The organism is Kushneria sp. Sum13, assembly GCF_052692355.1.
This window is the reverse complement of the sequence record NZ_CP199847.1, coordinates 2018779-2043615: the sequence shown is the minus strand read 5'-3', so window position 1 is coordinate 2043615 and position 24837 is coordinate 2018779. Positions and strand designations below refer to the sequence as shown.

21 protein-coding genes and 1 pseudogene are annotated in these 24837 nt (G+C 58.6%); 13 read left to right on the top strand and 9 right to left on the bottom strand.

The window, feature by feature from the left end; genetic code table 11:
- Positions 1 to 3 precede the first annotated feature (3 nt).
- The 5 genes from ACUN8C_RS09635 to ACUN8C_RS09615 all read left to right on the top strand — a co-directional run bounded on the left by ACUN8C_RS09635 (position 4) and on the right by ACUN8C_RS09615 (position 4100).
- The gene (locus ACUN8C_RS09635) at positions 4 to 885 is read left to right on the top strand and encodes an NAD(+) kinase (protein WP_445619016.1); all 882 of its coding nucleotides are present in this window, start codon (positions 4 to 6) and stop codon (positions 883 to 885) included.
- A complete protein-coding gene (locus ACUN8C_RS09630) occupies positions 875 to 1849 on the top strand; it encodes a metallophosphoesterase (protein ID WP_445619015.1) in 975 nt (324 codons plus the stop codon). Before ACUN8C_RS09635 ends, ACUN8C_RS09630 begins: the two co-directional genes overlap by 11 nt.
- 212 nt (positions 1850 to 2061) lie before the next feature.
- On the top strand, positions 2062 to 2946 hold the full coding sequence (locus ACUN8C_RS09625; protein WP_445619014.1) for a rhomboid family intramembrane serine protease: 885 nt from the start codon (positions 2062 to 2064) through the stop codon (positions 2944 to 2946).
- A 3-nt stretch (positions 2947 to 2949) separates the two neighbouring features.
- Positions 2950 to 3216: a YeaC family protein gene (locus ACUN8C_RS09620; RefSeq protein ID WP_445619013.1), complete on the top strand. Its 267-nt coding sequence runs from the start codon at positions 2950 to 2952 to the stop codon at positions 3214 to 3216.
- A gap of 71 nt (positions 3217 to 3287) precedes the next feature.
- A complete protein-coding gene (locus ACUN8C_RS09615) occupies positions 3288 to 4100 on the top strand; it encodes a DUF2797 domain-containing protein (protein WP_445621851.1) in 813 nt (270 codons plus the stop codon).
- Here the strand turns inward: ACUN8C_RS09615 and ACUN8C_RS09610 are convergent.
- Entirely contained in the window at positions 4095 to 5606 is a 1512-nt protein-coding gene (locus tag ACUN8C_RS09610) for a RimK family protein (protein ID WP_445619012.1), read from the bottom strand. The genes ACUN8C_RS09615 and ACUN8C_RS09610 overlap by 6 nt on opposite strands.
- Before the next feature lie 261 nt (positions 5607 to 5867).
- Between ACUN8C_RS09610 and ACUN8C_RS09605 the strand changes: the two genes are divergently transcribed.
- The 4 genes from ACUN8C_RS09605 (at position 5868) to pepN (ending at position 10091) form a co-directional block, all read left to right on the top strand.
- A complete protein-coding gene (locus ACUN8C_RS09605; protein WP_445619011.1) occupies positions 5868 to 6347 on the top strand; it encodes a GNAT family N-acetyltransferase in 480 nt (159 codons plus the stop codon).
- A 92-nt stretch (positions 6348 to 6439) separates the two neighbouring features.
- Complete coding sequence (locus ACUN8C_RS09600; RefSeq protein WP_445619010.1) at positions 6440 to 6874, top strand: YbaN family protein; 435 nt, start codon at positions 6440 to 6442, stop codon at positions 6872 to 6874.
- 126 nt (positions 6875 to 7000) lie between these two features.
- On the top strand, positions 7001 to 7372 hold the full coding sequence (locus ACUN8C_RS09595; RefSeq protein ID WP_445619009.1) for a YbaN family protein: 372 nt from the start codon (positions 7001 to 7003) through the stop codon (positions 7370 to 7372).
- A gap of 88 nt (positions 7373 to 7460) precedes the next feature.
- Positions 7461 to 10091, top strand: a complete 2631-nt coding sequence (gene pepN / locus ACUN8C_RS09590) for an aminopeptidase N (protein WP_445619008.1) — start codon at positions 7461 to 7463, stop codon at positions 10089 to 10091.
- A gap of 101 nt (positions 10092 to 10192) precedes the next feature.
- Here the strand turns inward: pepN and ACUN8C_RS09585 are convergent, their stop codons facing one another.
- Both ACUN8C_RS09585 and ACUN8C_RS09580 read right to left on the bottom strand, forming a co-directional pair.
- Positions 10193 to 10723: an invasion associated locus B family protein gene (locus ACUN8C_RS09585; RefSeq protein ID WP_445619007.1), complete on the bottom strand. Its 531-nt coding sequence runs from the start codon at positions 10721 to 10723 to the stop codon at positions 10193 to 10195.
- A gap of 162 nt (positions 10724 to 10885) precedes the next feature.
- On the bottom strand, positions 10886 to 11383 hold the full coding sequence (locus tag ACUN8C_RS09580) for an Lrp/AsnC family transcriptional regulator (RefSeq protein WP_445619006.1): 498 nt from the start codon (positions 11381 to 11383) through the stop codon (positions 10886 to 10888).
- A 227-nt stretch (positions 11384 to 11610) separates the two neighbouring features.
- Here ACUN8C_RS09580 and ACUN8C_RS09575 point away from each other — a divergent pair, with 227 nt between their 5' ends.
- Entirely contained in the window at positions 11611 to 13308 is a 1698-nt protein-coding gene (locus ACUN8C_RS09575) for a 2-isopropylmalate synthase (RefSeq protein WP_445619005.1), read from the top strand.
- Between the two features lie 107 nt (positions 13309 to 13415).
- On the opposite strand, the gene ACUN8C_RS09570 is transcribed toward ACUN8C_RS09575, so the two are convergent.
- From ACUN8C_RS09570 to ACUN8C_RS09550, 5 genes are all read right to left on the bottom strand, one after another.
- Complete coding sequence (locus ACUN8C_RS09570; protein ID WP_445619004.1) at positions 13416 to 13970, bottom strand: FlgO family outer membrane protein; 555 nt, start codon at positions 13968 to 13970, stop codon at positions 13416 to 13418.
- Entirely contained in the window at positions 13964 to 14620 is a 657-nt protein-coding gene (locus ACUN8C_RS09565; protein ID WP_445619003.1) for a hypothetical protein, read from the bottom strand. The genes ACUN8C_RS09570 and ACUN8C_RS09565 overlap by 7 nt, the downstream gene beginning before the upstream one ends.
- 167 nt (positions 14621 to 14787) lie before the next feature.
- On the bottom strand, positions 14788 to 15081 hold the full coding sequence (locus ACUN8C_RS09560) for a hypothetical protein (protein ID WP_445619002.1): 294 nt from the start codon (positions 15079 to 15081) through the stop codon (positions 14788 to 14790).
- A gap of 31 nt (positions 15082 to 15112) precedes the next feature.
- The gene (nfo, locus tag ACUN8C_RS09555; RefSeq protein WP_445619001.1) at positions 15113 to 15967 is read right to left on the bottom strand and encodes a deoxyribonuclease IV; all 855 of its coding nucleotides are present in this window, start codon (positions 15965 to 15967) and stop codon (positions 15113 to 15115) included.
- Positions 15968 to 16134: 167 nt separating this feature from the next.
- Positions 16135 to 17115, bottom strand: a complete 981-nt coding sequence (locus ACUN8C_RS09550) for a formate/nitrite transporter family protein (protein WP_445619000.1) — start codon at positions 17113 to 17115, stop codon at positions 16135 to 16137.
- A 132-nt stretch (positions 17116 to 17247) separates the two neighbouring features.
- Between ACUN8C_RS09550 and ACUN8C_RS09545 the strand changes: the two genes are divergently transcribed.
- The 3 genes and pseudogenes from ACUN8C_RS09545 (at position 17248) to mdoH (ending at position 22872) form a co-directional block, all read left to right on the top strand.
- Positions 17248 to 18441, top strand: a complete 1194-nt coding sequence (locus tag ACUN8C_RS09545) for a multidrug effflux MFS transporter (protein ID WP_445618999.1) — start codon at positions 17248 to 17250, stop codon at positions 18439 to 18441.
- A 303-nt stretch (positions 18442 to 18744) separates the two neighbouring features.
- A pseudogene (locus ACUN8C_RS09540) lies at positions 18745 to 20384 on the top strand (glucan biosynthesis protein G).
- Positions 20377 to 22872 carry a glucans biosynthesis glucosyltransferase MdoH gene (gene mdoH, locus ACUN8C_RS09535; RefSeq protein WP_445618998.1) on the top strand — a complete coding sequence of 832 codons (2496 nt, stop codon included), beginning with the start codon at positions 20377 to 20379 and terminating at the stop codon, positions 22870 to 22872. The pseudogene ACUN8C_RS09540 and the gene mdoH overlap by 8 nt, the downstream one beginning before the upstream one ends.
- Positions 22873 to 23092: 220 nt before the next feature.
- Here mdoH and ACUN8C_RS09530 read toward each other — a convergent pair whose 3' ends face one another.
- Positions 23093 to 24835 (bottom strand): NADPH-dependent assimilatory sulfite reductase hemoprotein subunit, encoded by a 1743-nt coding sequence (locus tag ACUN8C_RS09530; protein ID WP_445618997.1) that lies wholly within the window; start codon positions 24833 to 24835, stop codon positions 23093 to 23095.
- Positions 24836 to 24837: the final 2 nt, after the last annotated feature.

Here is a 24837-nt window from a genome sequence, read left to right as displayed (position 1 = left end):
GGCATGACACAGTTCAACCGGATAGGGTTGGTGGGGCGGCCTGACAGTGACAAGGTCGTTGAAACACTTGAGCGTCTGACGGAGTTTCTGACATCGCGCGGGCTTGAGGTGTCTCTGGAAACGGAGACCGCGAGGACCTGCTCGCTGCAACAGGGTGCCAGTCTTTCGCTTGAAGAGATCGGTCGACAGTGTGATCTGGCCATTGTGGTCGGCGGTGACGGCAGTCTGCTGGGTGCCGGGCGCATGCTGTGTCGCTTTAATACGCCCATTCTGGGGGTCAATCGCGGTCGACTGGGGTTTTTGACCGACATCAATCCCGATGAGGTCGAGCATCGCGTTGATGAGGTGCTCAACGGCCAGTATGAGGTGGAGCGGCGGTTTCTGCTGGATACCGAGGTCAGGCGTGATGGCGTGGTCATCGGGTCGGCCTGCAGCCTCAACGATGTCGTGCTCCATCCGGCTGCGGCCGTACGCATGATCGAGTTTGAGCTTTATATCGATCGCCAGTTTGTTTACCGCCAGCGCTCCGATGGTCTGATCGTGGCAACCCCGACGGGGTCCACGGCCTATGCGCTTTCCGGGGGCGGCCCCATTTTGCATCCCCGGCTCGAGGCGATCGTACTGGTGCCGATGTTCCCGCATACCCTGTCGAGTCGACCGATCGTGGTTGACGCTGCAAGTGACATCCTGCTGGAGGTCGTGGACAGCCACGATGCCGAGCTTCAGGTCAGCTGCGACGGGCAGATGAAGGTGGTGGTACAGCCCGGCGACATGATTTCCATTCGGCGCAAGCCTGAATACCTGAAGCTGCTTCATCCGCCGGGATACAGCTATTTCGAAGCCTGTCGCAGCAAGCTGGGCTGGAGCAGTGGCCTTGTTGGTTGAGCCGACTCAAAAAGTGTCTGCCTCGCAGGCCGGTCAGGGGTTTGATCTGATCGGCGATGTTCATGGCTGCGGTGACCTGCTCGAATGTCTGCTGGAGCGGATGGACTATCGGCGACAGGACGGGGTGTACACCCATGACGCCCGGCGCGCCATCTTTCTGGGCGATCTGATCGATCGCGGCCCTCATGTCCAGAAGGTGCTCGACATCGTGCGTCGTATGGTGGATGCGGGCACCGCGCTGGTGGTCATGGGCAATCATGAAGCCCATGCCCTGAAACAGTGCCTGAGAGAAGGGGGGCGCGATTTCACCCTGCCGCGTGTCGGGGGCCGCAGTGAACGGGTCATGCATGAAACGCTCAAGCAGTTTGAGCGAGCGCCCGGGCTTTGGGCCTCATATCTTGAGTGGTTTTTGGAAATGCCACTATGCCTTGAATTCGAGCACTTTCGTGTGGCGCATGCCTGCTGGGACGAGGCATTGCTGCGTTCCTTTCTGGCAGAACGCCCGGATGGTCGGATTGATCGACGGTTTCTGCTGGCGGCAAGTGAGGCGGGCAGCCCCGAACATCGTGTGCTTGACCGCACGACCCGCGGGACACAGCTGCGCTTGCCCAACGGGCACATGATTCGCTCGCTGGATGGCGCTCGGCGAGGCCTGTTTCGCACGCATTTCTGGGCACGCTCCCCGCAGACCTATGGCGATGTGGTCTTTCAGCCCGACCCGCTGCCGCCTGAGTTCGAGGACCGGCCGCTTCGCGACGACGAGCGGCGCAGGCTGGTACATTATGATCCTTCACAGCGCCCGCTGTTTGTCGGTCATTACTGGTGTGAAGGTATTCCAAGTCTGGCAACGCCCAATATCGCCTGTCTGGATTATAGTGCTGTCAGGGGCGGGCGCCTGGTCGCCTACCGCTTTGACGGCGAGTCAGTGCTGGATGCCGGGCGGTTTTGCTGGGTTAGTGCCTGAGAGATAAAGAGAGTCGTTAAATAAAACTCGGATTTTTTGAATGCGTCCGGAACTTTTGAGTCACACTGTCGTCAGAGTAAGTGTTCCCTTGAATGATCCCTTGCTCTTGTCCGGCGGACCCTCTCCGCCGGACTTCTTTTTGTGTTTGTCATTTAACGTTTGAATCCATGAGCATGACAGGCTGGCAGGTTCCAGCCTCAAAGGGAGTCAGCATGCCTCAGGCGCTGCGTTTTCCTCTCGATGCCGATATTGACGGGCTGCGTCACGCACTCTGGAAGCATCGCATCGGCCACCACTACTCGCGTGACCAGAGCGGGCAGGTGCTCTGGCTGATCGAGGATGTTCAGCTCGACCAGGCGCGTGAGCTGATCGACAAGTGGCATCAGGGCGTCGCCATGACGCTGGATGAGCCTCATGAGCCGGTCGCTCGCGCAGGTTCGGTCATGGGGGCACTGCGCTCGGCACCCGTGACCACCCTTGTGATTGTCATGTGCGTGGCCGTCTTTGCATGGCAGGGGATCAATAATATTCAGGCGCTAACGGCGCTGGCCATTGCCCCCATTGCCATCGAGGGGCAGCAGCTTTATGCCTCCACTCTGGGTTATGCCCTGTCACAGGCAGAGATCTGGCGGCTGTTTTCGCCGGCCTTTTTGCATTTCAGCCTGATGCATCTGGTCTTCAACCTGCTCTGGCTCTGGTATTTTGGCCGGCAGGTGGAGGTCCTGCAGGGGCGCTGGCGGCTGCTGGCCCTGTTGATTTCGGGCATGCTGGTGTCCAATCTTGCCCAGTACGCCACCGGCACGGTGCTTTTTGGCGGCATGTCCGGCGTGGTCTATGCACTGGTCGGATTTGTCTGGCTCTATTCGCGTCTGGTGCCTGACAGTGGCTTCCAGTTCCCGGCCATGCTGATGGTGTTCATGGTGGGGTGGCTGGTGCTGTGCATGACGCCGGCGGCCGACTGGCTCGGTTTTGGGAACGTGGCCAACGAGGCCCATCTTGGCGGGCTATTGCTGGGGCTGGCAGCCGGGCTTCTGGGCTCGCGCTTTCACCCGCGTCAGGTAGTGCCCGGAGACAAACACAGGGATATTGACGGATAAACCATGAGCGACATGAATTTCGAGCGCATGATCGAGCAGCTGACGCCGCAAATGTATGAAGGGCTCAAGCGGGGTGTGGAGCTGGGCAAGTGGCCTGATGGTCGCGCCCTGAGCAGTGAGCAGCGCGAGCTGTGTCTCGAGGCGATTCTACGTTTTGAGGCAAGACACAATGTATCGCCCGAGCAGCGCACGGGACACATCGACCGTCATGGCTGCGGCAGTGACCAGCATGGCGAGGCCCAGGGCGACAGCATTAAATGGGTCAATTAGACCTCGAGACGCTCTGGTGTCTTCAAACGCCACCCGATGCCCGACGTGAATGCACCGGGGGGCTGTCCCGCATGGTCATCACGGTGGACGCCGCAGGCCGAGCGCACTATCAGCTGCGTGTCGGTGAGCACAGTCAGCCGCTCAACGTCTGGCTGGGTCACAACATTGCACTGCAGTCCACAGGCCGTATCACCTGCGTTCACTGCCAGCAGCCCACCCGCAAGAGTTTTGGCCAGGGCCATTGCTACCTCTGCTTTCGGCGTCTGGCGCGCTGCGATACCTGCATGATGGCCCCCGAGCGCTGCCACTATTTTCAGGGCACCTGTCGCGAGCCCGAATGGGGCGAGCGACACTGTTTTGCACCCCACGTGGTGTATCTGGCCAGCAGCTCGGGGGCCAAGGTCGGCATTACCAAACCCTCTCAAATGCCCACGCGCTGGCTCGACCAGGGGGCGGTTCAGGCCCTGCCGATTCTGTCAGTGGCGTCGCGTCGACAGTCGGGTATGGTCGAGACGCTGTTTAAAAGCGAAATCAGCGATCGAACCCATTGGCAGCGCATGCTCAAGGGCGAAGTCGCCGATGTTGATCTCATCGCCTTGAGAGATGATCTGATGACCCGGCTGGCCCCGGGGATTGCCTCGCTCAGGGCGCAGTTCGGTGAAGACAATATTCAGGCGCATGGCGAGCAGTCCGTTGCCCGATTTGATTATCCGGTACTGGCTTGGCCCGAACGTGTCAGCGCCTTCAACCTGGACCGCACGCCGCAGGTTGAAGGGCGCCTGATGGGCATGAAAGGCCAGTATCTGATCCTGGATACCGGTGTTATCAATCTGCGCAAATACACCGGCTATCAGGTCAGCGTGACGCTCTCGGCACGTTCATGAGCTCGGTGGCTGGCGGCCCGTCACCTGCCTGGGCTGGCGCTTGCGCTCCATCTGCTCCAGAAACCACGCCATGATGCGCCGGTAAAGCTCTGGCCCCAGCACGACATCTTCTACGCCAACATCCAGATTGGGATTGTCGTTGACCTCGATGACCACTACCCGATCACCGCTTTGCTTGAGATCGACCCCGTAAAGCCCGTTGCCAATCAAACGCGTGGCCTTGAGCGCGGTTTTAATCACCTTCTCGGGTGCACTGGCCGGGTCCATCGTTTCAAATCCACCGCTGCGTACTCTTCCGCCACTGTGGTCATAGATCTGCCAGTGGCCGCGGGCCATGTAGTAGCGGCTGGCAAACAGCACCTGTCCATCCAGAATGCCGATACGCCAGTCGTACTCGGTAGGCATCCACTCCTGCAGGAGCAGCAGGGCCGAATCCTCGAAAAGCCGCCGGGCTTCCTCGATCAACTGCGCTTTGGAGCTGATCTTGACCACGCCGCGGGAAAAGGCACCGTCCGGTATTTTCAGTACCTGTGGGAAGGTGAGGGTATCGGCCAGCGTGTCCAGACGATCAAGGTCGCTGCGGTTGAGCAGGTGGCCCTCGGGCGCCGGGATACCCCTGGCGCGCAGCAGGGCATGCAGATAGACCTTGTTGGTACAGCGAAGGATCGACTGAGGATCATCAATCACGACCAGCCCTTCGTGTTCGGCGCGCCGCGCCATGCGCCAGGTATGATGATCGAGCTGCGTGGTTTCCCGAATGAACAGGGCATCGAATTCGGCCAGCCTGCCTTCATCACGACGGGTGATCAGGCTGACATCAATGCCCATCGAGCGCCCTGCGCGAATGAACTGCTTGATCGCACTCTTGTTGCTGGGCGGCATGGCCTCCTTCGGGTCAACCAGAATGGCCAAGTCATAACGATAGCGTCGTTTGGCGGCAGGTGTGCGCCAGACCTGGCGCGAGTGGCCGTTAAGGGCCCGCGCAAAGCGGTCTTCCTCGTCCGGTGCAATGTCTCTCAGCGACAGCGCTTTCAGCCGCGCCAGTCGCCAGTCACCGTGGCGCCGGGTAAACCGTGCCTCCATGATCGGACAGGGTAAATGCGAAAAGAGCCGGCGTCCGAGTCTTGCCAGCGCCTCATTGCCGGTATCGCCAAAGAAAAGTCGCAGATCCAGTCGATCTCCCTGCAGGGCGCCGCGGCGGTCCAGGTCGGCCATCATGTCGTTGAGGCCGTCCAGCTGCAGATCGATCAATGCCTTGCGCTTGAGCTGATTGAGCGTTTCCACATCAGGTTGCACGCGCTGTCCGCGCGCCTGGGCCAGTAGCGAGACGTAGTAGCCGGTTTCCAGATAGTCCAGCCCGCTGCACAGGTTGATGACGTGCGTGGAGCGATCCTGATCGGTGGTTTCTTCCAGTGCCAGAAAGTCATCGGCGCTGACCAGATCATCACTGGGATAGTAGGGACGCCAGTCGCTGGGGTGATCCACAACAATACGCAAACGTGACATGACGCACTCCGCAGCCCAATGGAAATATGCGCATCATAGGACGCCACCGGTCATCGTGGAATAGCACCGAGGACTCGGAAGAGACAGTTTTGATCATGACGGCAGCACGGGCCAGCGGTCAGGCGGTTCATGAGCGGTCAAAAGGCAGTCACGAAAGGCAGAGGCGGGGGGTTGCGGTACAAATGCACCACATGGCAGGGTTCTTGCGCCGTGGAGATGATAGGATTGCCGCCTTTTGGATCCTGACCTGGAGAACAACGCATGGCTTTCACGCTGCGTGCAGCGGAGGGTAGGGATGCGACGGCACTCAATGCCCTGGAACGCATCTGTTTTGGTGATGACGAAGACAGCTTCAGCCCCTCGCAGCTGAAATATCTGGTCACAAAGGCCAACGCCCAGACGCGTCTGATCATCGATGACGACGGGGCCCTGATGGGGTACGGCACGCTGCTGTTTCGACGCAACGAGAAAAAGGCGCGTCTTTACTCCTTTTGTTTGCATCCGGACGTTCGCGGTCAGGGGCTGGGGCAGCGTCTGCTGCTGGCGCTGGAGGCGGTGGCCCTGACGCGTGGCTGTGACAGCATCTATCTGGAAGTGCGTGCCGATAACCGTGCTGCCATTTCGCTGTATCGGCGCATGGGCTATGAGGTCCTGCACTGGATGGAAGATTATTATCACGATGGCTGTGCGGCCTGGAAAATGCTGCGCAGTCTGGGTGAGGGCGACGGCGCGGCCGCCTAGCCCCCTGAGGCCTTGCGGGCAGTCGAGGCAGGGTTGGTGACAGGCGTTTCGAACGCTATGATCGGCAGTTCACGTTTTCGCGGGAGTGTGGCATGTCAGGTCTTTCTCCGGATCCCGCCGCGGATCATCGCGCGCGCTCTCCGGTCAATCGTGCCCTCTGGATCGTGCTGGCGGCGCTTTGTTTCGGGATCGGGATACTGGGTATCTTTTTGCCGCTGCTGCCGGCCACTGATTTCATGCTGCTGGCGGTGATCTGTGCCTCAAAGGGCTCAAAACGCTTTGAGCGCTGGATTCGGCGCAATCGTTTCGCTGGGCCATTGATCCGGGCATGGGAAGAGGAGCGCGCCATTCCCCTGCCGGCCAAACTCGTGTCGATCGCCATGATGTTTTTCAGTGCCTGGGTCATCTGGATTCATACCGGTTTCAACTGGGTCTTCTGGCTGCTGTTGATGGTACTGACGGTCGTGGGAACGTTCGTGGCGACGCGGCCGCTGCCTTCCGGGAAGCCCCATGCTTCCCATGACTGATGCTTCAGATGCTCTTTGTGCTTCAGATGCCCTGTGTGCCTCCGTGGTTATCGGGCGCGCCACTGCCGGGCTGGTACGCCTGTACGTGGTTGCCTCGCCGAGCAGACCGTCTTGCGGGAAGGTGCCATGCGCTATCTCTGGATAGGTCTTGCGGGCATTTGCTTTGCGCTGGGTACGGCGGGCGTCATCGTGCCGCTGCTGCCGACCACGCCCTTCATGCTGGCCGCCGTGGCGCTGGCATCAAAAGGCTCACCGCGTTTCGCGCGCTGGATTCGACAGCACCGGCTGGCCGGCCCTGCCATCAAACACTGGGAGCATGAGCGCGCCATTTCGCCGCGGGCCAAGGGGCTGGCAGTGGTGACCCTGGTCTTCAGCGCCGGCGTGATCTGGATCACCATTCCTTCTCTGGCCGTACGTATTGGTGTGACTCTGCTGCTGGTAGGGATTGGCAGCTGGCTTGTCACACGGGCCACCCCCTCGCAGCGCCATAAACCCTGAGCCCGCTTTTCCGAGCGCATGCGCTTTGAGCCGGTGAGGGCTTGCGGCGTACACTAGGACCACGATCGACCCATTTCAGGAGCCTTTCATGGCCGAGCCGCAAGCCATCTATCTAAGCGATTACCGCCCCCCGGCCTACCACGTCGACAAAACGGAGCTGACCTTTGACCTTGACCCGCAGGCCACGCGGGTCAGGGCGCGTCTTCATGTAACGCGTCATCCCGAGTCCGAGGCGCAGGCAGCCTTGACGTTACACGGTCATGGGCTGACCACCGAGCGCATTGCCATTGATGGCCAGGCGCTGCTGGAAAGTGAATATCGCATTGAAGCGGATCAGCTGATCATCGACCAGGTGCCGGAAACGTTCGTGCTGGATACGGAAGTGATCATCGATCCGACCAGTAATACGGCGCTGGAAGGACTTTATGTTTCCGGGCCGATGTTTTGCACCCAGTGTGAGCCCGAAGGCTTTCGTCGCATTACCTGGTACCCTGATCGACCTGACGTGATGGCCGTGTTTACCACCACGGTCATTGGGGACAGGCAGCGCCAGCCAGTGCTGCTGTCCAACGGCAACCCCATCGAGCGCGGCGAGCTGCCGGATGGCCGCCACTTCGTCACCTGGGAAGACCCACACCCCAAGCCCGCTTATCTTTTTGCGCTGGTGGCCGGCTCGCTGGAATGCGTGCGCGACAGCTTTACCACCATGAGCGGGCGCGAAGTGGCACTCGAACTCTGGGTTGAAGCGCAGAATCTGGAAAAGACCGACTGGGCCATGGCTTCGCTCAAGCGTGCCATGAAGTGGGACGAAGAGGCCTACGGGCGCGAGTACGATCTGGATCTGTTCATGATCGTCGCCGTGGACGACTTCAACATGGGCGCCATGGAAAACAAGGGGCTCAATATCTTCAACAGCGCCGCGGTGCTGGCCAATCCGCAGACCACGACGGATGCCACCTTCCAGCGCATTGAAGGAATCGTGGCGCACGAGTACTTCCATAACTGGTCGGGCAACCGGGTCACCTGCCGCGACTGGTTCCAGCTGGCGCTCAAGGAAGGCTTTACCGTCTTTCGTGATCAGAGCTTTTCTTCAAGCATCAACTCGGCACCGGTCAAGCGCATCGAGGACGCCGCGCTGATGCGCACGCTGCAGTTTGCAGAAGATGCCGGTCCTACCGCGCATCCGGTGCGGCCCGATCACTTTATCGAGATCTCGAACTTCTACACCCTGACCATTTATGAAAAGGGTGCCGAGATCGTGCGCATGCTTAGCCATCTGCTGGGCGAAGAGACCTTCCGCCGCGGCAGCGATCTCTACTTTGAGCGCTTTGATGGTCAGGCCGTACGCGTCGAGGATTTTGTCGAGACCATGGCCGAAGTGTCAGGCGAAGACCTGACCCAGTTCATGCGCTGGTACGCCCAGGCAGGGACCCCGCAGCTGACAGCGCGCAGTGATTACGATGCCGAAAAGCGCCGTTTCACCCTGACCATCGCTCAGCAAACGCCGCCCACGCCCGGGCAGGAGCACAAGCAGCCTCAGCATGTGCCGGTGCGCATGGGTCTGATGGCGGCTGATGGCCAACCTGTCGAGCTGATCATCAACGGTGAATCGCACGGTACCGATACCGTGCTGCATCTGCGTGAGGCCGAGCAGCAGTGGGTCTTTGAAAACGTCGATGCGGGTGCTGTGCCCTCGCTGCTACGCGGATTCTCGGCGCCGGTGCGTCTTGAGTATCCCTGGTCGCGCGATGAGCTTTCGCATCTGATGCGCTTTGACGAGGATGGCTTTAATCGCTGGGACGCCACCCAGAGACTGGCGCTGATCGCGATCGAAGAGATGATGGCGGCTCATCAGCGTAATGAACTCATGGCGCTGGATGCGCGGCTGATCGAGGCCTTTCGTTATCTGCTGCGTGAGCCCACCGATGACAGGGCGGTACTGGCCGAAATGCTGCGCCTGCCCAGCGAGGCATGGATTGCCGAGCAGCAGCGTCGCGTGGATATCGATGCCATTCACGGCGCCCGTCGCGCAGCGATCGAACAGCTGGCGGATAACCTTTTCCCCGAGTTCGAAAGCGTCTATCACGCCAATCAGCAAAGCGAGGCGTACGCGCCCACGCCCGAGCAGATGGCCTCGCGTAGCCTCAAAAACGTGGCGCTCTCCTATCTGGTTGCCAATGGTGAGGTTGAGGCGCTCAACATGGCCCGGGCCCAGTATGAGGCCGACGACAACATGACGGACGTGCGCGCGGCGCTGACGCTGCTGGCGCATTCCGATCGAGCCGATCTGGGGGATCCGGCCATTCGCGCCTTTGGCGAGCGCTGGGCCCATGATTCACTGGTGATGGATCAGTGGTTTGCCACGCAGGTAACACGTCCGCAGGCGGATGCGCTGGAGCGCGTCCGCTTTCTGATGGACCATCCGGCCTTTTCCATCAAAAATCCCAATCGGGTACGGGCGCTGATTGGTGCCTTCACCCAGCAAAATCGGGTCAATTTTCATCGTCTCGATGGAGAGGGGTATCGGCTGCTGGCGGACGTGGTCATCGAGCTCAACCGGCTCAATCCGGAAATTGCCGCGCGCATGATTGTGCCACTGACGCGCTACCATCGTCTGGATGAGAAGCGTCAGGCATTGATGCGAGGTGAGCTCGAACGCATTCGCGCTGAAAACCTCTCACGCAATGTGTTTGAGGTAGTGGAGAAGGCGCTGGCCTGAGATTGCCTTGATGGTCATGCAAAACGGCGCCCGATGGGGCGCCGTTTTTTTTGATGCCAGCGGCCGAGCCGTGTCGGGCGCCGTCAGTGTCCGGCATCGACTCAGGGCGTGATGGCGCGAGTCGCGTCGGTAAAGCCCAGCAGTGAAATATTGGTGTCCAGACGCTTGCCGTTGGGATCAAACATGCTGACCGTTGCCTTCGTGCCGCCACGCAGCTGGCTGAGCAGCTGACCCTGCAGGGGTAGGTCGGCGCGGCAGGCATCGTCCATGCAGACCTGGTAGGGAAAGGGAATTTCCTTGCCGTTGTCGACCTGAAGCTGCATGCCGGGTGCCAGGCGTACGCCCAACGGCAGTAAAAAGACCATGACCGGATCGCTGCCTTCCGGCGGATAGGCCACCACCACCCGCATGACAGGCCGGTTGCTGCTGGGGCTGTTGACCAGCTGTGTCATGGTGCAATGTGCATCATTGCCGCCGCCTTTCGGGCAGCGTACTTCCCAGTCCCTGAACTGCTTGATATCAGCATCCGGTGCGTTTTGTGGCTGCGCCTGGGCAGTGGGCACCATGTAAAGGGAAAATAGCGTCGCCATCAGGGCCATAATCCCTGAAGCCGAAATGCGGCGTAACAGCATGTGCAGTCTCTCCTGTAAATGACGGGCACGGGGATGGCCTCGCATGTCGCCCAACCCGAAGCGCTACACACTAAGCCCTGACGAGCGTTTTATAAAGTCCTGCCGCTGGCGAAGAAGATGGATGCCTTGTCTGACGAGATGGGCAGGGGCCGACGCGAATTATCAGTGTGCCACCAGATCCGTGGAGATGGGGCGATTACCAAAGACCGGGCGCAGCACAAAATTGGAGTGTACGCCGGTGACGCCTTCGATCGGGGTAATGTGTTCCAGCAGCAGGCGCTGGTAGTCATCCATGTCTTCAACGCGAATCTTGAGCTGGTAGTCGACTTCCTGACCGGTAATCATCAAGCATTCGATGACCTCGGGCAGGGCCGCGACTCGCTGCTCAAAATTGGCAAAGCGCTCGGGCGTATGGCGATCCATGGAAATGTGGACGAGCGCCATCAGACGATAGCCCAGCCTTCGGGCGTCGACCTGGGCCTGATAGCCGGTAATCAATCCGCTCTCTTCAAGCGTGCGGACCCGTCTCAGGCAGGGCGACGGTGACAGGCCTACACGATCGGCCAGTGCCTGATTGCTGATACGGCCCTCGCTTTGCAGTATTTCAAGGATATGCCGATCATAGCGATCAATCGCAATTCCGGGTTGTCTTTCGGACATTTATTGGTGCCTTTTGCTAAAAATATATTCAATATTGGCATTATATTGCTTTAAAGGGGCGGTTTGCCACGATAATCGCAAGGACCTGTCAGGATGACGGCGCTATACTGTTCTCACTGCCACAAGCAGTGCCGATTCGGCGCATGGGATGGCTTCACAAGAGCAGATCCCGATGACGTCCCTGTTCAGGCATGAGACATCCCTTCAGCGCTTAATCAGAGGTAGACATGACTGCTTTCAATCATCGCAAGTACAGCCCTGCGCCACGTGTGCCCGCCTTCAACCGCCAGTGGCCCGATCGTGATCTTGAATCCGCGCCAATCTGGGTCAGTGAAGATCTTCGCGATGGCAACCAGGCGCTACTGGAACCGATGAGCGTTGAGCAGAAAAAGCGCTTCTGGAAGCAGATCATTCGCGTCGGCATCAAGGAAGTCATGGTCGGCTTTCCCTCTGCCAGTCAGCCCGACTATGACTTCGTACGATGGCTGATCGAGGAAGATCAGATTCCCGAGGATGTCACCATTGCCGTATTGGTGCAGTGTCGTGAGCATCTGATCGAGAAGAGTTTTGAAGCGCTGGTGGGCGTCAAACGCGCCATTATCCACTTGTACAACTCGACTTCGACCACCCAGCGCGAGCGCGTTTTTGAAATGGACCGTGATGGCATCATCAACATCGCGGTCAGCGGCGCACAGTGGGTCAAGGCGCATGCCGAGCGCTATCCTCAGGTCGACTGGCGTTTTGAGTACACGCCGGAAAGCTTTTCCAGCACCGAGATCGATTTTTCGCTGGCCATCTGTGAAGCCGTCATGGACGTGTGGCAGCCTACACCGGATAACCGCTGCATCCTGAATCTGCCCAATACGGTGGAAGTGGCAGGGCCCCATCATCACGCCGACCAGATCGAATATTTCTGTCAGAACATCAGCCGTCGCGACAGCGTGATCATCTCGGTGCATACGCACAATGATCGTGGCGGTGCAGTGGCCGCTGCAGAGCTTGCCCTGCTGGCCGGTGCTGAACGCGTTGAAGGGACGCTGCTCGGCAACGGCGAGCGTACCGGCAACATGGATATCGTCACGCTGGCGATGAATCTCTATAGTCAGGGCATCGACCCGGGGCTTGACCTGTCACGTCCGGACGAGATCATTCAGGTGGTGACCGAGTGCACCGGCATTACCATGCATCCGCGCCACCCCTGGGTCGGCGAGATGGTCTACACCGCCTTTTCCGGCAGCCACCAGGACGCCATTCGCAAGTCGCTTAAAAAGCAGGGCGATGACGAGCCCTGGCAGGTGGCCTATCTGCCGATCGACCCGCGCGATATTGGTCGCGACTATCAGGCCGTGATTCGCGTCAACAGCCAGTCGGGCAAGGGCGGCATGGCCTTTTTGCTGGAGCGTGATTATGGCATCAGCCTGCCACGCTGGATGATGCTGGCGCTGGCGCCCTACGTGCAAAAGGAAAGCGAGCGTTTGAGTGGTGAGCTTTCCAGCGAGTCCATCCGTCGAATGCTGTTTTCCACGTTCATGCGCGAAGGCCCGCTGTCACTGGTCGATTACCGCCTGTCACGTGCCAGTGAAGAGGGGCTGTCGATCACGCTGGAGCAAAACGGCGAGCGCCTGACGCTGGAAGGCAGCGGTAACGGTGCGATGTCGGCCTTCATGAATGCATGGCAGCGCCACAGTGGCCAGCAGGTCGGCATTCTTGATTACAGCGAACACTCGCTGGGCGAGGACAGTGATGCCAATGCCATTGCCTTTGTGCAGCTTAACGTGGATGGTCAGCGAATCTGTGCCGTGGCCGAAGACAGCGATACCGTCAGTGCCTCGCTCAAGGCCGTGATTGCAGGGATCAACCTGTGCAATGAAGCCACTCATGCCCGGGATGGTCTGACGGCCATCGCCGATAGCGCCAGCGCCTGACAAGCCTGAAGCATCAAGCGTTAAAAAAGGCCTGTTGCCCGAGTGGCAACAGGTCTTTTGGGTCTTTTGTCTCAATCTGTCTTTTGAATCCATCGACGTCTTCTGACTCAATAGGGCGAGGTCAGCAGCATCTGGACATCGGCGTCCATGGGGATCCGAAAGCTGCTGGCGCCAAGGACAAGCTGGTCGGCAAGACGCACGAGTCGGGCATTGACGAAGACTTCGCCGCGGGCCACCGCATAGGTGCCCAGCAAAACAGCGCTGGCATTGTAGTTGTTGCCCAGGCGCTGCACATTGCGAGACAAAATCATCTCGCCTGCGTACTCCTCGATATAAAGACTGTCGCGCAGCTTGACCTCAATGACGTTCAGACCCTGTTCGACCAGTTTGGAGGTCATGGCCTCCGAGAGCGTACGTCCCAGCGTGGAGGAGCGCCCCAGCTGATCCACGTCAACGAACGTGGTGGCGATGATGGTATCGCTGGGTGCCAGCCGGCCATGGGTATTCTTGACCAGCCGCTCGGCAGCGGTATCAACCTGAGAAAGCAGGGTGGGTCGTTCTGGAGTTCGATTGTAGCTCGGCAGTTCAGCACAGCCGGTCAACAGTACTGATAAAAGCAGTGCCAGCATCAGGGAGAGTCCAGACAGTCGTTGGCTTACCATTGCGATGAGACCCTCAGCCCGTTCCGGCTTTCGTAATGCTCGCTGTCACCGGCATTGATGTAATAGATGTTGGAAGACGAATACAGCAGCGTATCGAATTCGCTTGCCCGGGTGGTAATGATGACTTCCGTATTGCCCACCTCGGTGATGTTGCCGCCGAAAGCGTCAAGCAGCGCCGCACCCGGAATCAGTGCCAGAGCAGGTTCCGACCAGTGCTTGAGAGGCTGGAAGGCCCATGCAACGCCCGCGGCGAGGAAGGTAAAGGTCCCCGGCGGGCGGCGGATGTAGCCGCGGTCGCTATGGGCGACGACCTGAACTGCAGGATTAATGATTACGGCGCCTTCGGGCTGCGTGCTGACCAGTGCCCCCTGCTGTACCAGCTGGCTTTCCAGCAGCGAATGATAGCCACGTTCAAAGGGGGTGGCCGGCTGCGGCGAGAAGACGTACAGGGGCCTGCTGCGAAGGCGCTGGTTGGCCATGATGCCGTGGGCTTCGTTGCGAGCCAGCACTTCCCAGTGATGGGCCGCCTGCATGCGCTGTTGATCGCTCATCTCCCAGGTGGTCGCCATTGGGACCTGGGACGTATTGACTTCAAAGCAGCCGCTTAATGTGGCTGCCAGGCAGATGGCCCCCCAGATCCGTAACGACATCAGTTCCCTTCCCCTGGTGGCGCAGGCCCGGCGGGCCTGCGTCATGGTTGATCAGGAAGGTCTTATCGGCCACAGGGCATCCGGCTTGAGGCTGGCCGCAAGGTTTGTCGATCTTCATGGCCCTGCAGCCATCGACTGAAAGGGCCGCCACTGCGTGGCCAGTGGCATCAGGGAATCAGCCAGGACAGCACCAGAAGCCCCAGTACCAGCCAGATCAAGCCGCCAATGATGCCGCCACGCAGCAGGGCGCGTACGCCATTGACCAGCAGCAAAAGGCCAATGACCAGAATGGCCAGACTGAACATGGAAGGACTGATGCCCAGCGAGCCGGTGAGTCCATCGATGAAACCATCCATGGCGCCGAAAAGGTTGGCAAAAATGGAGGCCAGAAACTCAACGATGGCACGAATGATATTGCCCAGTGTTTCGCCGACCCAGCTGAAAAAACCGTCTGACTGCATGGTGAAGTTTCCGCTAAAAAATGAGCGCGCGTCAGGCGCTGGTGATGCCTGCCTGCGCGCGCAGCCAGGCAATTTCCTGATCCCAGATGGCCGGTTCAACGGTTTCCAGAATCATGGGGATGCCGTCAATCCGGGCATCCTGCATGATGGCTTTGAAAGCGTCACTGCCGATGTTGCCCTGACCCAGACTGTGATGACGATCCACGCGACTGCCCAATGTGCTTTTGGCATCGTTGAGATGCATGCCGCGCAGATACTGGAAACCGACCACGGCGCCCAGTTCATCCAGCACTGCACGTGTTGAGGCCTCGGTGCGCAGGTCATAGCCGCCGGCGAAGGCGTGACAGGTGTCGATGCACACGCCTACCCGTGACTTGTCATCCACCTGTTCGATGATTTCGGCCAGCTGCTCGAAACGATAGCCCAGATTGCTGCCCTGACCGGCGGTATTCTCGATCACGGCCGTAACGCCGCGGGTTTGCGCCAGCGCCTCGTTGATGGACTCGGCAATGATCTTCAGGCACTCGCTTTCGCTGATCCTGCGCAGATGGCTGCCCGGGTGGAAGTTGAGCAGGGTCAGGCCGAGCTGTTCACAGCGCTGCATCTCATCGAGAAAGGCAGCGCGTGATTTGGCCAGCGCTTCTGCTTCCGGATGGCCCAGATTGATCAGATAGCTGTCATGGGGAAGAATCTGTTCGGGGGTGAAACCCTGCTGCCGGCACGCCGTTTTGAAAGCGTCAATAACGTGCTCATCCAGCGGTTTGGCCTGCCATTGACGCTGATTTTTGGTAAACAGGGCAAAGGCGTTGGCGCCAATGTCCACGGCGCGTTTGACTGCCTGGTCAACGCCGCCGGCGGCGCTGACGTGTGCTCCGATATATTTCATGTGCTACCTGACACAACCTTGCTGCTTCTGGAAGGCGTCATGGTACGCAATCCTTTTGATGAGTGCTTGAATGGTGCTGATAGCACGGATCTGACGAATGGAAAAAGGGCGGGTTCAAGCCCGCCTTTTTAATGTGATGGCAATAGGACCGCTTTATTGCTGCTGAATCAGTCCTGCGCCTTCCTGTCGGCCTGCTTTTTTTTGTGGTGACGCTGAATCAGGCCCTGCTTGCGCTCCTTCTGGGCTTCCAGATCGCCCCGGATCTGGGCGTGGCTGATCAGGGCAAAGATAAAGGTGCCGCCCACCACGTTGCCGGCAAGCGTTGGCAGACCAAAGCGTAAAAGGAAATCACTCCAGTCGGCATTGCCAGAAAACACCATGTAAAACATTTCACTGGCACCGACAACGATATGTGCAAAGCCGCCAATGGCCATGACGTAAGTAATGATCAAAATAATCCAGACCTTGGCCTGGTCGGCGGCCGGAATCAGCCATACCAGTGTGGCAATCATCCAGCCGGCCAGAACGGCGCTTGAAAACATCTCAAATGGCGTTTTTTCCATGAGATGCTTGCCCAGCGTAATAAAGGCATCGTGTGTGGCGGGATCGAACATCGGCATGTTCAGAAAGGTGATGGCCGAAAGAGCCGCTCCTATCATATTGCCAATCAGAACCACGCCCCAAAGACGCCCCAGTGCGCCGAAATTGGCAAACGTGGGATGACTCATGACCGGCAAAACGGCCGTGACGGTATTTTCGGTAAAGAGCTGCTGGCGGGCCAGGATCACGACGATAAAGCCGACCGTGTAGCCCAGACACTCGATCATAAAGCCGGCTCCGGAGTCCGGCAGCTGGGCGTGCATGAGACCGCGCGCCACCATGGAAAAGCTCATGGAGATGCCGGCGGCAACGGCTGACCACAAAAGCGCCATCGAGTCTCGTGCCAGTTCCTTTTGACCATCCTTGCGAAGACGCTGGTGAACCGCTGCGGCCTGGGAAGGCAGCTCGCGGGCTTCCTCCTCTTCACTTTTCTGACCATCATCAGAATCAGCCTCTGACGTCGAATCCTGTTGTTCCTGTTCCGGCGCTTCGGTATCTACACCGCCTTCAAAGTCATCCTCAGCGGTCTGGTTTTTTTCCTGGTTCATGAGCGTGCCTTTTTGTTATCACAATGATGAATGAGCTTAGCGTAGCTGCGCCCTTTCCAAACTGACAGAAGGTGTTGGCCGGCTCTGATGTAGTCTGTACAGTGCCGACTCGTCTTCTCAATGAGTCTGATAATGGGCACTTCCTTCGCCAGTCGCCGCCTGATTGCCATGATGATGGCGCTGATCGTGCTTACTCCCATGGGGGTTGATATCTTTTTGCCCTCGCTGCCTTTGGTGGCGCAGGACTTTGCCACGAATACCGCCGGCATCAAGTGGTCCATCACGCTGTATCTGATCAGCATGGGAGCAGGGCAGCTGATGGCCGGCCCGCTGGTCGATGGTCTGGGGCGGCGGCCCATGGCCATCACGGGGGCGCTGATTTATGGGCTGGCCGCGGCGCTGTGCCTGATGGCCGATCACATCACGCTTTTTTATCTCGGAAGGCTGCTGCAGGGGCTCGGTGCCTCTCTGGCGACCGTGGTGGCCTTTTCTTGTGTGCGGGATCGTTTTGACGGTGACCGGCGCGCCGGTATCTACAGTTTTCTGAATGCTGCAGTGTGCGTGGTGCCGGCTCTGGCGCCGCTATTGGGCAGCCTGCTGGCAGCCTTCTGGCACTGGCGGGCCAGCTTTCTGTTCATGGTGGTGTTTGCGCTGGGGGTTGCGCTGTTTTGTCTCTGGGGGCTGGAAGAGACCCGGCCATCCGGCAAGCATAAAAGTCGTCTTTCCCACTACGGGCGTGATGTGGTTACCATCCTGCGAGACCGCCAGTTTGTCTTTCATGTGCTGATTGCCATGACCGGCATGACGGTCATCCTCATTTATGTCACGACGGCGCCGATATTACTGATGGATCAGGCCGGCCTTGACGAGCTGGCCTTTGGTGGCTGGTTTGGCGCCGTGGCGGCCATCAATGTGGTGGCTTATTTTCTGGCGCCCCGTTTGATTAAGCGTCTGGGCCAGCACCGGGCCATTCACGCGGGGCTTGCCGTGATGGTGATTGGCGGTTTTTTGCATGCCTTTTTTTATAGTCTTGCAGGCCCGGGTGTGGCCGCCTTCATGCTGCCCAACGCCGTCATGGTGACCGGTTTTTCACTGACGCTTGGCGCAGCGCTGAGTCTGGCTCTTGAGCCATATGCGGACAGGGCGGGGCTTGCCTCATCGCTGGCGGGATGCTGCCAGATGGGCGGCGGGGCGCTGCTGGCCTCGCTTTTGACGCTTTTGCCGATTTCTCCCCAATGGATACTGGCGCTGACCGGCATTGTGGGCGCAGGGGGACTTTTATTGACTTCATTGAAGGCATTTCATCGGCGTCAGGCGCTGGCATGACAGGTTAAGTCTATTGTCGGCATGTCACCGAGCGGTAAAAAAAGACAGCGTTTCATTATGACTACTGAGAAAAAGGGCCGCGGGCGCTAGAATGGCGTTCAAGTGTGCGCTCGCTCAGGCACATATTTTGGAATGCTGCGGCATTCTGAGCCATATTGTGCGCCGGGAAGTGGCGTAAAATGCTGCACCTGAGCTGCTGGTATAAAGGTGCAGGGTCGTGGTAAACAGGCCTGCGAAATTCAATAAAGCATACGCTGTCATGCAGGGCTGCCCTGAGCTTTTTTCCTGCATGGTGGTGACCGTATGAACCAGACCTTTTTTAAATATCAGGGCACTTCAAGGATGCTTATGAGGAATGTTGCTGTGACGTCTTATCTGAAAACCTCCGGTAGTTTCGCGGCTTACGCTACCCTGAAAAAAAGTGCCATGCTGGCGTTCGGGGTAGCCTCGCTGTTCTCCGCTCAGGCCGTGCTCGCATTTGACTTCAACGATGTCAGTCAGGAGGCTCAGGAGCTTGCACAGCGTGGATACACTGCGCCTCAAAGCAATCTTCCGGGGTCCCTTGCCGGTCTGAACTTTCAGCAGTATCAGCAGATTCAGTACAAGCCTGCCCAGTCGCACTGGCGCAGTGATAACCTGCGATTTGATCTGGGGTTCTTTCACGAAGGCATGCACTACAACACGCCCGTGACCATCAATGAAGTCAATGGCGATGATGTGCAGGAGCTGAAATTCTCTCCGGACAATTTCAACTACGGCAATCTTGATGTCGACAAGTCAAAGTTCAAGGACCTTGGCTTTGCCGGTTTCAAGATCAATTATGGGGATAACCCCGACAAGAAAAACGAGTCGATGGTGTTCCTTGGCGCCAGCTACTTCCGCGTGGCCGGCCAGAACCAGCGTTACGGGCTTTCAAGCCGCGGCCTTGCCGTGGACACCGGACTCAATTCGGGCGAAGAATTTCCGCGTTTCAAGGAGTTCTGGGTCGTCAAGCCGCAGGGTGATGATCGTTATCTGACCATCTACGCACTGCTGGATTCACCCAGTGCCACCGGCGCCTATCGCTTCATCCTGCGTCCGGGTCAGGACAGCGTGGTTGATGTGCAGTCGCGTCTTTTCCTGCGTCGCCAGGTCACCAAGCTGGGCATTGCGCCCTGACCAGCATGTACCTGTTCGGTCCCGAGCAGCCCTCCAGCGACAGCAATTATCGTCCTGCCATTCATGACTCCAATGGCCTGCAGCTGGCGACCGGTGACGGGCAGTGGCTGTGGCGTCCGCTGGCCAATCCGAAGCGTCTTTCCGTGGATACCTTCCCGGCCAACAATCCGCGCGGGCTCGGGCTTTTGCAGCGTGATCACGAGTTCGACAACTATCAGGACGTTGAGAATCGCTACGAGCTGCGTCCCAGTGCCTGGATCGAGCCGCAAAACAGCTGGGGTGATGGTCAGGTAGAGCTGGTGCAGATTCCGACCCCGGACGAAACCAACGACAACATTGTCAGCTTCTGGCGTCCGACCCAGGAACTGCCGACCAATCAGCCGCTGGATTTCAACTACACCATCAACTGGACGCTCAACGAATCGCGCTACCACACACCTGATCTGGGCTGGGTGGCTCAGACCCGTCGTGCGCGTGGTGAAACCGTCCAGGACAATCTGGTACGTAAAAGCGATGACAGTACGCTGTACGTGATCGACTTTGTGGGCCCGAACCTCAAGTCGCCGGGCAGCAATGACAACATTCAGGCGGACGTCAATGCCGGTGACAATGGCCAGATCGTACGCAGTGAAGTGACTCGCAACCCTGCCATGGGCGGCTATCGCCTGAAGCTGAGCGTCAAGGCCAATGACACCTCAAAGCCGGTCAACATGAAGGCTTTCCTGAAAAATGGTGACTCGCGCCTGACAGAAACCTGGAACTACGTGTTGCCTGCCAATGAGTGATGACGCCTACTCAAGCCCGGCCCGGGCGTATCTCGAGCGCCTGGCGCTCGGGACCCGGGAGCTGGGTAATCGACGAGAGCTGCTGGAACTGGCTTCTCAGGATACGCCGCTGTTCAGGGTGCATGACGAGATCGGCAAGCAAAGTCTCTTGCAGGATGATCCGTCCAGTGCCTCTGTACTCCGGCGTCTGGAGCTTGCCTATGGGACAGCACCTCTGGCACCCCCTGAGGTGCTTGGAACTGACAAGGTCGGCCGTGTCTGTCTCAAGACCATGCCGCCCATCGAGCGTACCTCGATTGCCCCTCATCCCTGGACCACCAGCCCGATCAAGCGCTTGAGGAAGGGGTATCACCTGCGTCGCGGCAATCTGAAGCCGCGTGTGCGCAAGACCCAGGCGCCCGAAGCTCCTACGGCACCGCGCTGGAAGATGGTCGGCACCATGCGTCGCTGGACGCTGCTGCTGCTGGTCATGGTGCAAAGTTCCGTGGCGGTCTGGTACATGAGCACCGTTTTGCCCTATCAGGGCGCGCAGCTGCTGGAAGTGGTGGAGCTTGTGCTCTTTGCGCTGCTGTTCTGCTGGGTGTCGGCCGGTTTCTGGACGGCACTGATGGGATTTTTCCAGCTTCTCAAGGGGCGGGATAAATACAGTATTTCGGGGACCAGTACCGGTGATGAGCCGATCGACCCCTCGGCCAGAACGGCCATTGTCATGCCGATCTGTAATGAGGACGTCAATCGCGTTTTTGCAGGGCTCAAGGCGACCTATGAGTCCGTCCAGCGCAGTGGCAACATCGAGCACTTTGATTTTTATGTGCTCAGTGACAGCTATGACCCTGACACCTGCGTGGCAGAGAACCATGCCTGGCTGAGGCTCTGCCGAGAGGTCGGCGGGTTTGGTCGGATCTACTATCGTCGTCGTTCGCGCCGAGTGAAGAAAAAGAGCGGCAACATCGATGATTTCTGCCGTCGCTTTGGCGCCAAGTATCGCTACATGCTGGTCATGGATGCCGACAGTGTCATGAGTGGTCGCTGCCTGACTCGACTGGTACAGCTGATGGAAGCCAATCCGGACGCCGGTATTATTCAGTCAGCGCCGCTGGCCGCGGGCAGTAACAACCTCTATGCACGTTTGCAGCAGTTTGCCACGAGGGTTTACGGGCCGCTTTTCACGGCGGGCCTGCACTTCTGGCAGCTGGGGGAATCCCACTACTGGGGGCATAATGCGATTATTCGCGTTGAACCCTTCATGTATTACTGCTCGCTGGCGCCACTGCCGGGCAAGGGCGCCCTGTCGGGTGAAATCCTCTCCCATGACTTTGTCGAAGCGGCACTGATGCGTCGTGCCGGCTGGGGCGTCTGGATTGCCTATGACATGCCGGGCAGCTATGAAGAGATGCCGCCCAACCTGCTCGACGAGCTTCAGCGGGATCGTCGCTGGTGTCAGGGCAACATCATGAACTTCCGCCTGTTTCTGGTGCGCGGCATGCACCCGGTACACCGCGCGGTGTTTCTGACCGGGATCATGTCCTATCTGTCGGCACCGCTGTGGTTTTTGTTCTTGATGCTGTCCACGGCGCTTCTGGCCGTGCATACCCTGACCACGCCCGAATATTTCACCGAGCCCATGCAGCTGTTTCCGCGTTGGCCCGAATGGCATCCGGGCAGGGCGGTGGCGCTCTTTTCCACCACGCTGACCCTGCTGTTTTTGCCCAAGATTCTGAGTGTGATCGTGATCTGGGCCAAGGGTCCGCGCTACTACGGTGGGGCCATGCGTCTGGGGCTTTCGATGGTCATCGAATCGCTGATTTCGATGCTGCTGGCACCGGTCCGCATGCTGTTTCATACGCGCTTTGTACTGGCGGCCCTGATGGGGATCGAGGTCAAGTGGAAATCGCCTCAGCGTGATTTCAGCGAGACGACCTGGAAGGATGCCTTCATGCGTCACGGCGGTCAGACCGTGTTCGGCATTATCTGGACACTATTCGTGCTGTGGCTGGACCCGCTGTTTCTGCTCTGGCTGTGGCCCATCGTCGGGGCACTGATGCTATCGATTCCGGTATCGGTCATTACCAGCAGGGTGGATCTGGGTCGGGCGGCGTTCAGAGGCCGCATGTTCCTGATTCCTGAAGAGTCCAATCCGCCGCGAGAGCTGCGGGCAACCTGGCGGTTTGTGCGTAATTCGCGCCATCAACCGCCGGCACCGACTTTTGTGCAAACGGTGGTCGATCCCATCGATAACGCCCTGGGATGTGCCATGGGTGTGGCACGTCACAACAAGTCGGAGGCGATCGAGTCGCAGCGACAGACGATGGTTCGCCAGGCGCTGGTGGGTGGGCCTGACAAGATGCCCAACAAGGAGAAGCTGCTGGTACTGGATGATCCGGTCATGCTGTCCAGACTGCATTATCAGGTCTGGGATCGTAGCCATCAGTATCCTGCCTGGATTGATGAGGCCTATGCTGATGACCCGCCTCCTCGTTTTATCTAGCCACGCTTTATCCAGGTATACGGTCTGACGTTTAACGTCTAAACCCTAAAGGCCCTGCCAACTGGCGGGGCCTTTTTTATGGGTAACCCTTGAGGATGAGCGTGCAGACCGGTGAGGGCAGCATGTTGTTGGTCATGCAGGCAGGACGGTCATCAATAGAACGGCCATAAAAAAAGGGGCCCGACACATGGTCGAGCCCCCTGATACAACAAGGCATGGATCAGGCCGTGTGGAAGTCCAGCCCGTTCTCGGTGGCCTTGATGATGCCAGCACGAACGACAAAGTCACCGAAGGATTCGCCTGACTCACGCTCTTTGGCGTAGCGATGAATCATCGGTGTCAGCTCTTCGAGAATGGTCTTCTCATCGATGTTCTCGCGATACATCTTGTTGAGCCGTGTGCCGGTGAAGTCGCCACCCAGATAGAGGTTGTAACGGCCAAGCGCCTTGCCTACAAAGCCGATCTCGGCCATGAAGGGCCGGCCACAACCGTTGGGACAGCCGGTCATGCGAACGATGATTGGATCGTTTTCGAGACCTGCGTCCTTCATGATGGCATCGAATTTGTCCAGCAGCGTGGGCAGGTAACGCTCGCTTTCTGCCATCGCCAGACCGCAGGTGGGGAAGGCCACACAGGCAATTGAATGCTGGCGAAGGGGCGTGACGTCCTTGAGCATGCGATAACGATCGATGATGCCATCAATCTGTTCTCGAAGTTCAGGCTTCACGTTGGTAATGATCAGGTTCTGGTTGCAGCTCAGCACGATATCGCCGTCGTGAATGCTGGCAATCTCGCGCATGCCGCTCATGATCTGCATACCGGCATGAATGGGGTTGTCATCGGCGTAGTCGCGGATACGACCGTTCTCGACGAAAAGCCCGAAGTGCCACTGGCCATCTTCACCCTGATACCAGCCGAGAATATCGCCGGTAGTGGTAAATTCGAACGCATGCTCTTCACCCAGCGCGTAGCCAAGATACTTCTCGAGCTCGGCTCTGAAACCTTCGGTACCCATGGTATCCACGGTGTACTTCAGGCGGGCATGCTTGCGGTTTTTGCGATCACCGTTGTCGCGCTGTACAAGCATGACCTTTTCGGCCACATCGACGGTCTGGTCGACATCGCAATAACCGATAATCGAGCCACGACGCGGATAGGTGTCCGGCTCACCATGGGTGGATCCCATGCCGCCACCGACTGCCACGTTGAAACCCTTGAGTTCACCGTTTTCAACGATGGCAATAAAGGCCAGGTCATTGGTCAGCACGTCGGTTTCATTGTCCGGCGGAATTGCCAGGCCGATCTTGAACTTGCGCGGCAGATAGTGCTGCGTATAAAGCGGCTCGGTGACCTCTTCCGGACCGCCGGCGACACGCTCCTCACCGAGAAAGATCTCGTGATAGGCACGCGTGCGCGGTAGCAGATGATTGCTGATCTCGGCAGCAAGATCATAGACCTGTCGGTGAATCGCGGAGCGGTGAGGGTTGGCCGTTGAGGTCACGTTACGATTGACGTCGCCGCAGGCGGCGATGGTGTCGATCATGGCGTCGTTGACGGTTTTCAGGTGCGCGCGCAGGTTACTCTTGAACACGCCATGGTACTGAAAGGTCTGGCGTGTCGTGATGCGCAGCGTGCCATTGGCATAGTTGCGAGCCACCTCATCCAGCGTCAGCCACTGCTGACTGCTCATGCGGCCGCCGGCAATGCGAAGGCGCACCATAAAGGAGTAGAGCGGTTCCAGCTTTTTCTTGCGGCGCTGATCACGAACGTCGCGATCGTCCTGCATGTAAAAGCCATGGAACTTGGTCAGCTGGGTATCGTCAGGGCTGACAGCGCCGGTGGCGTTGTCAGCCATGTCTTCCATCAACCGGCCACGGAGATAGTCGCTGTTGACCTTCAGGCTTTCGTTGGCGGCGTAGTCACCAAGCGATTCATCACGGAGTTTGGCAATAATATCGGTCATAT

Excerpts from the sequence above, each read along its gene's own strand:
- ACUN8C_RS09595 (WP_445619009.1), top strand. The coding sequence starts at position 7,001 with ATGCGCTATCTCTGGATAGGTCTTGCGGGCATTTGCTTTGCGCTGGGT.
- ACUN8C_RS09560 (WP_445619002.1), bottom strand. The coding sequence starts at position 15,081 with ATGCAGTCAGACGGTTTTTTCAGCTGGGTCGGCGAAACACTGGGCAAT.
- ACUN8C_RS09550 (WP_445619000.1), bottom strand. The coding sequence starts at position 17,115 with ATGAACCAGGAAAAAAACCAGACCGCTGAGGATGACTTTGAAGGCGGT.
- mdoH (WP_445618998.1), top strand. The coding sequence starts at position 20,377 with ATGAGTGATGACGCCTACTCAAGCCCGGCCCGGGCGTATCTCGAGCGC.
- ACUN8C_RS09585 (WP_445619007.1), bottom strand. The coding sequence starts at position 10,723 with ATGCTGTTACGCCGCATTTCGGCTTCAGGGATTATGGCCCTGATGGCG.
- ACUN8C_RS09545 (WP_445618999.1), top strand. The coding sequence starts at position 17,248 with ATGGGCACTTCCTTCGCCAGTCGCCGCCTGATTGCCATGATGATGGCG.
- ACUN8C_RS09570 (WP_445619004.1), bottom strand. The coding sequence starts at position 13,970 with ATGGTAAGCCAACGACTGTCTGGACTCTCCCTGATGCTGGCACTGCTT.
- nfo (WP_445619001.1), bottom strand. The coding sequence starts at position 15,967 with ATGAAATATATCGGAGCACACGTCAGCGCCGCCGGCGGCGTTGACCAG.
- ACUN8C_RS09635 (WP_445619016.1), top strand. The coding sequence starts at position 4 with ATGACACAGTTCAACCGGATAGGGTTGGTGGGGCGGCCTGACAGTGAC.
- ACUN8C_RS09615 (WP_445621851.1), top strand. The coding sequence starts at position 3,288 with ATGGTCATCACGGTGGACGCCGCAGGCCGAGCGCACTATCAGCTGCGT.
- pepN (WP_445619008.1), top strand. The coding sequence starts at position 7,461 with ATGGCCGAGCCGCAAGCCATCTATCTAAGCGATTACCGCCCCCCGGCC.
- ACUN8C_RS09565 (WP_445619003.1), bottom strand. The coding sequence starts at position 14,620 with ATGTCGTTACGGATCTGGGGGGCCATCTGCCTGGCAGCCACATTAAGC.
- ACUN8C_RS09575 (WP_445619005.1), top strand. The coding sequence starts at position 11,611 with ATGACTGCTTTCAATCATCGCAAGTACAGCCCTGCGCCACGTGTGCCC.
- ACUN8C_RS09580 (WP_445619006.1), bottom strand. The coding sequence starts at position 11,383 with ATGTCCGAAAGACAACCCGGAATTGCGATTGATCGCTATGATCGGCAT.
- ACUN8C_RS09605 (WP_445619011.1), top strand. The coding sequence starts at position 5,868 with ATGGCTTTCACGCTGCGTGCAGCGGAGGGTAGGGATGCGACGGCACTC.
- ACUN8C_RS09610 (WP_445619012.1), bottom strand. The coding sequence starts at position 5,606 with ATGTCACGTTTGCGTATTGTTGTGGATCACCCCAGCGACTGGCGTCCC.
- ACUN8C_RS09625 (WP_445619014.1), top strand. The coding sequence starts at position 2,062 with ATGCCTCAGGCGCTGCGTTTTCCTCTCGATGCCGATATTGACGGGCTG.
- ACUN8C_RS09620 (WP_445619013.1), top strand. The coding sequence starts at position 2,950 with ATGAGCGACATGAATTTCGAGCGCATGATCGAGCAGCTGACGCCGCAA.
- ACUN8C_RS09530 (WP_445618997.1), bottom strand. The coding sequence starts at position 24,835 with ATGACCGATATTATTGCCAAACTCCGTGATGAATCGCTTGGTGACTAC.
- ACUN8C_RS09600 (WP_445619010.1), top strand. The coding sequence starts at position 6,440 with ATGTCAGGTCTTTCTCCGGATCCCGCCGCGGATCATCGCGCGCGCTCT.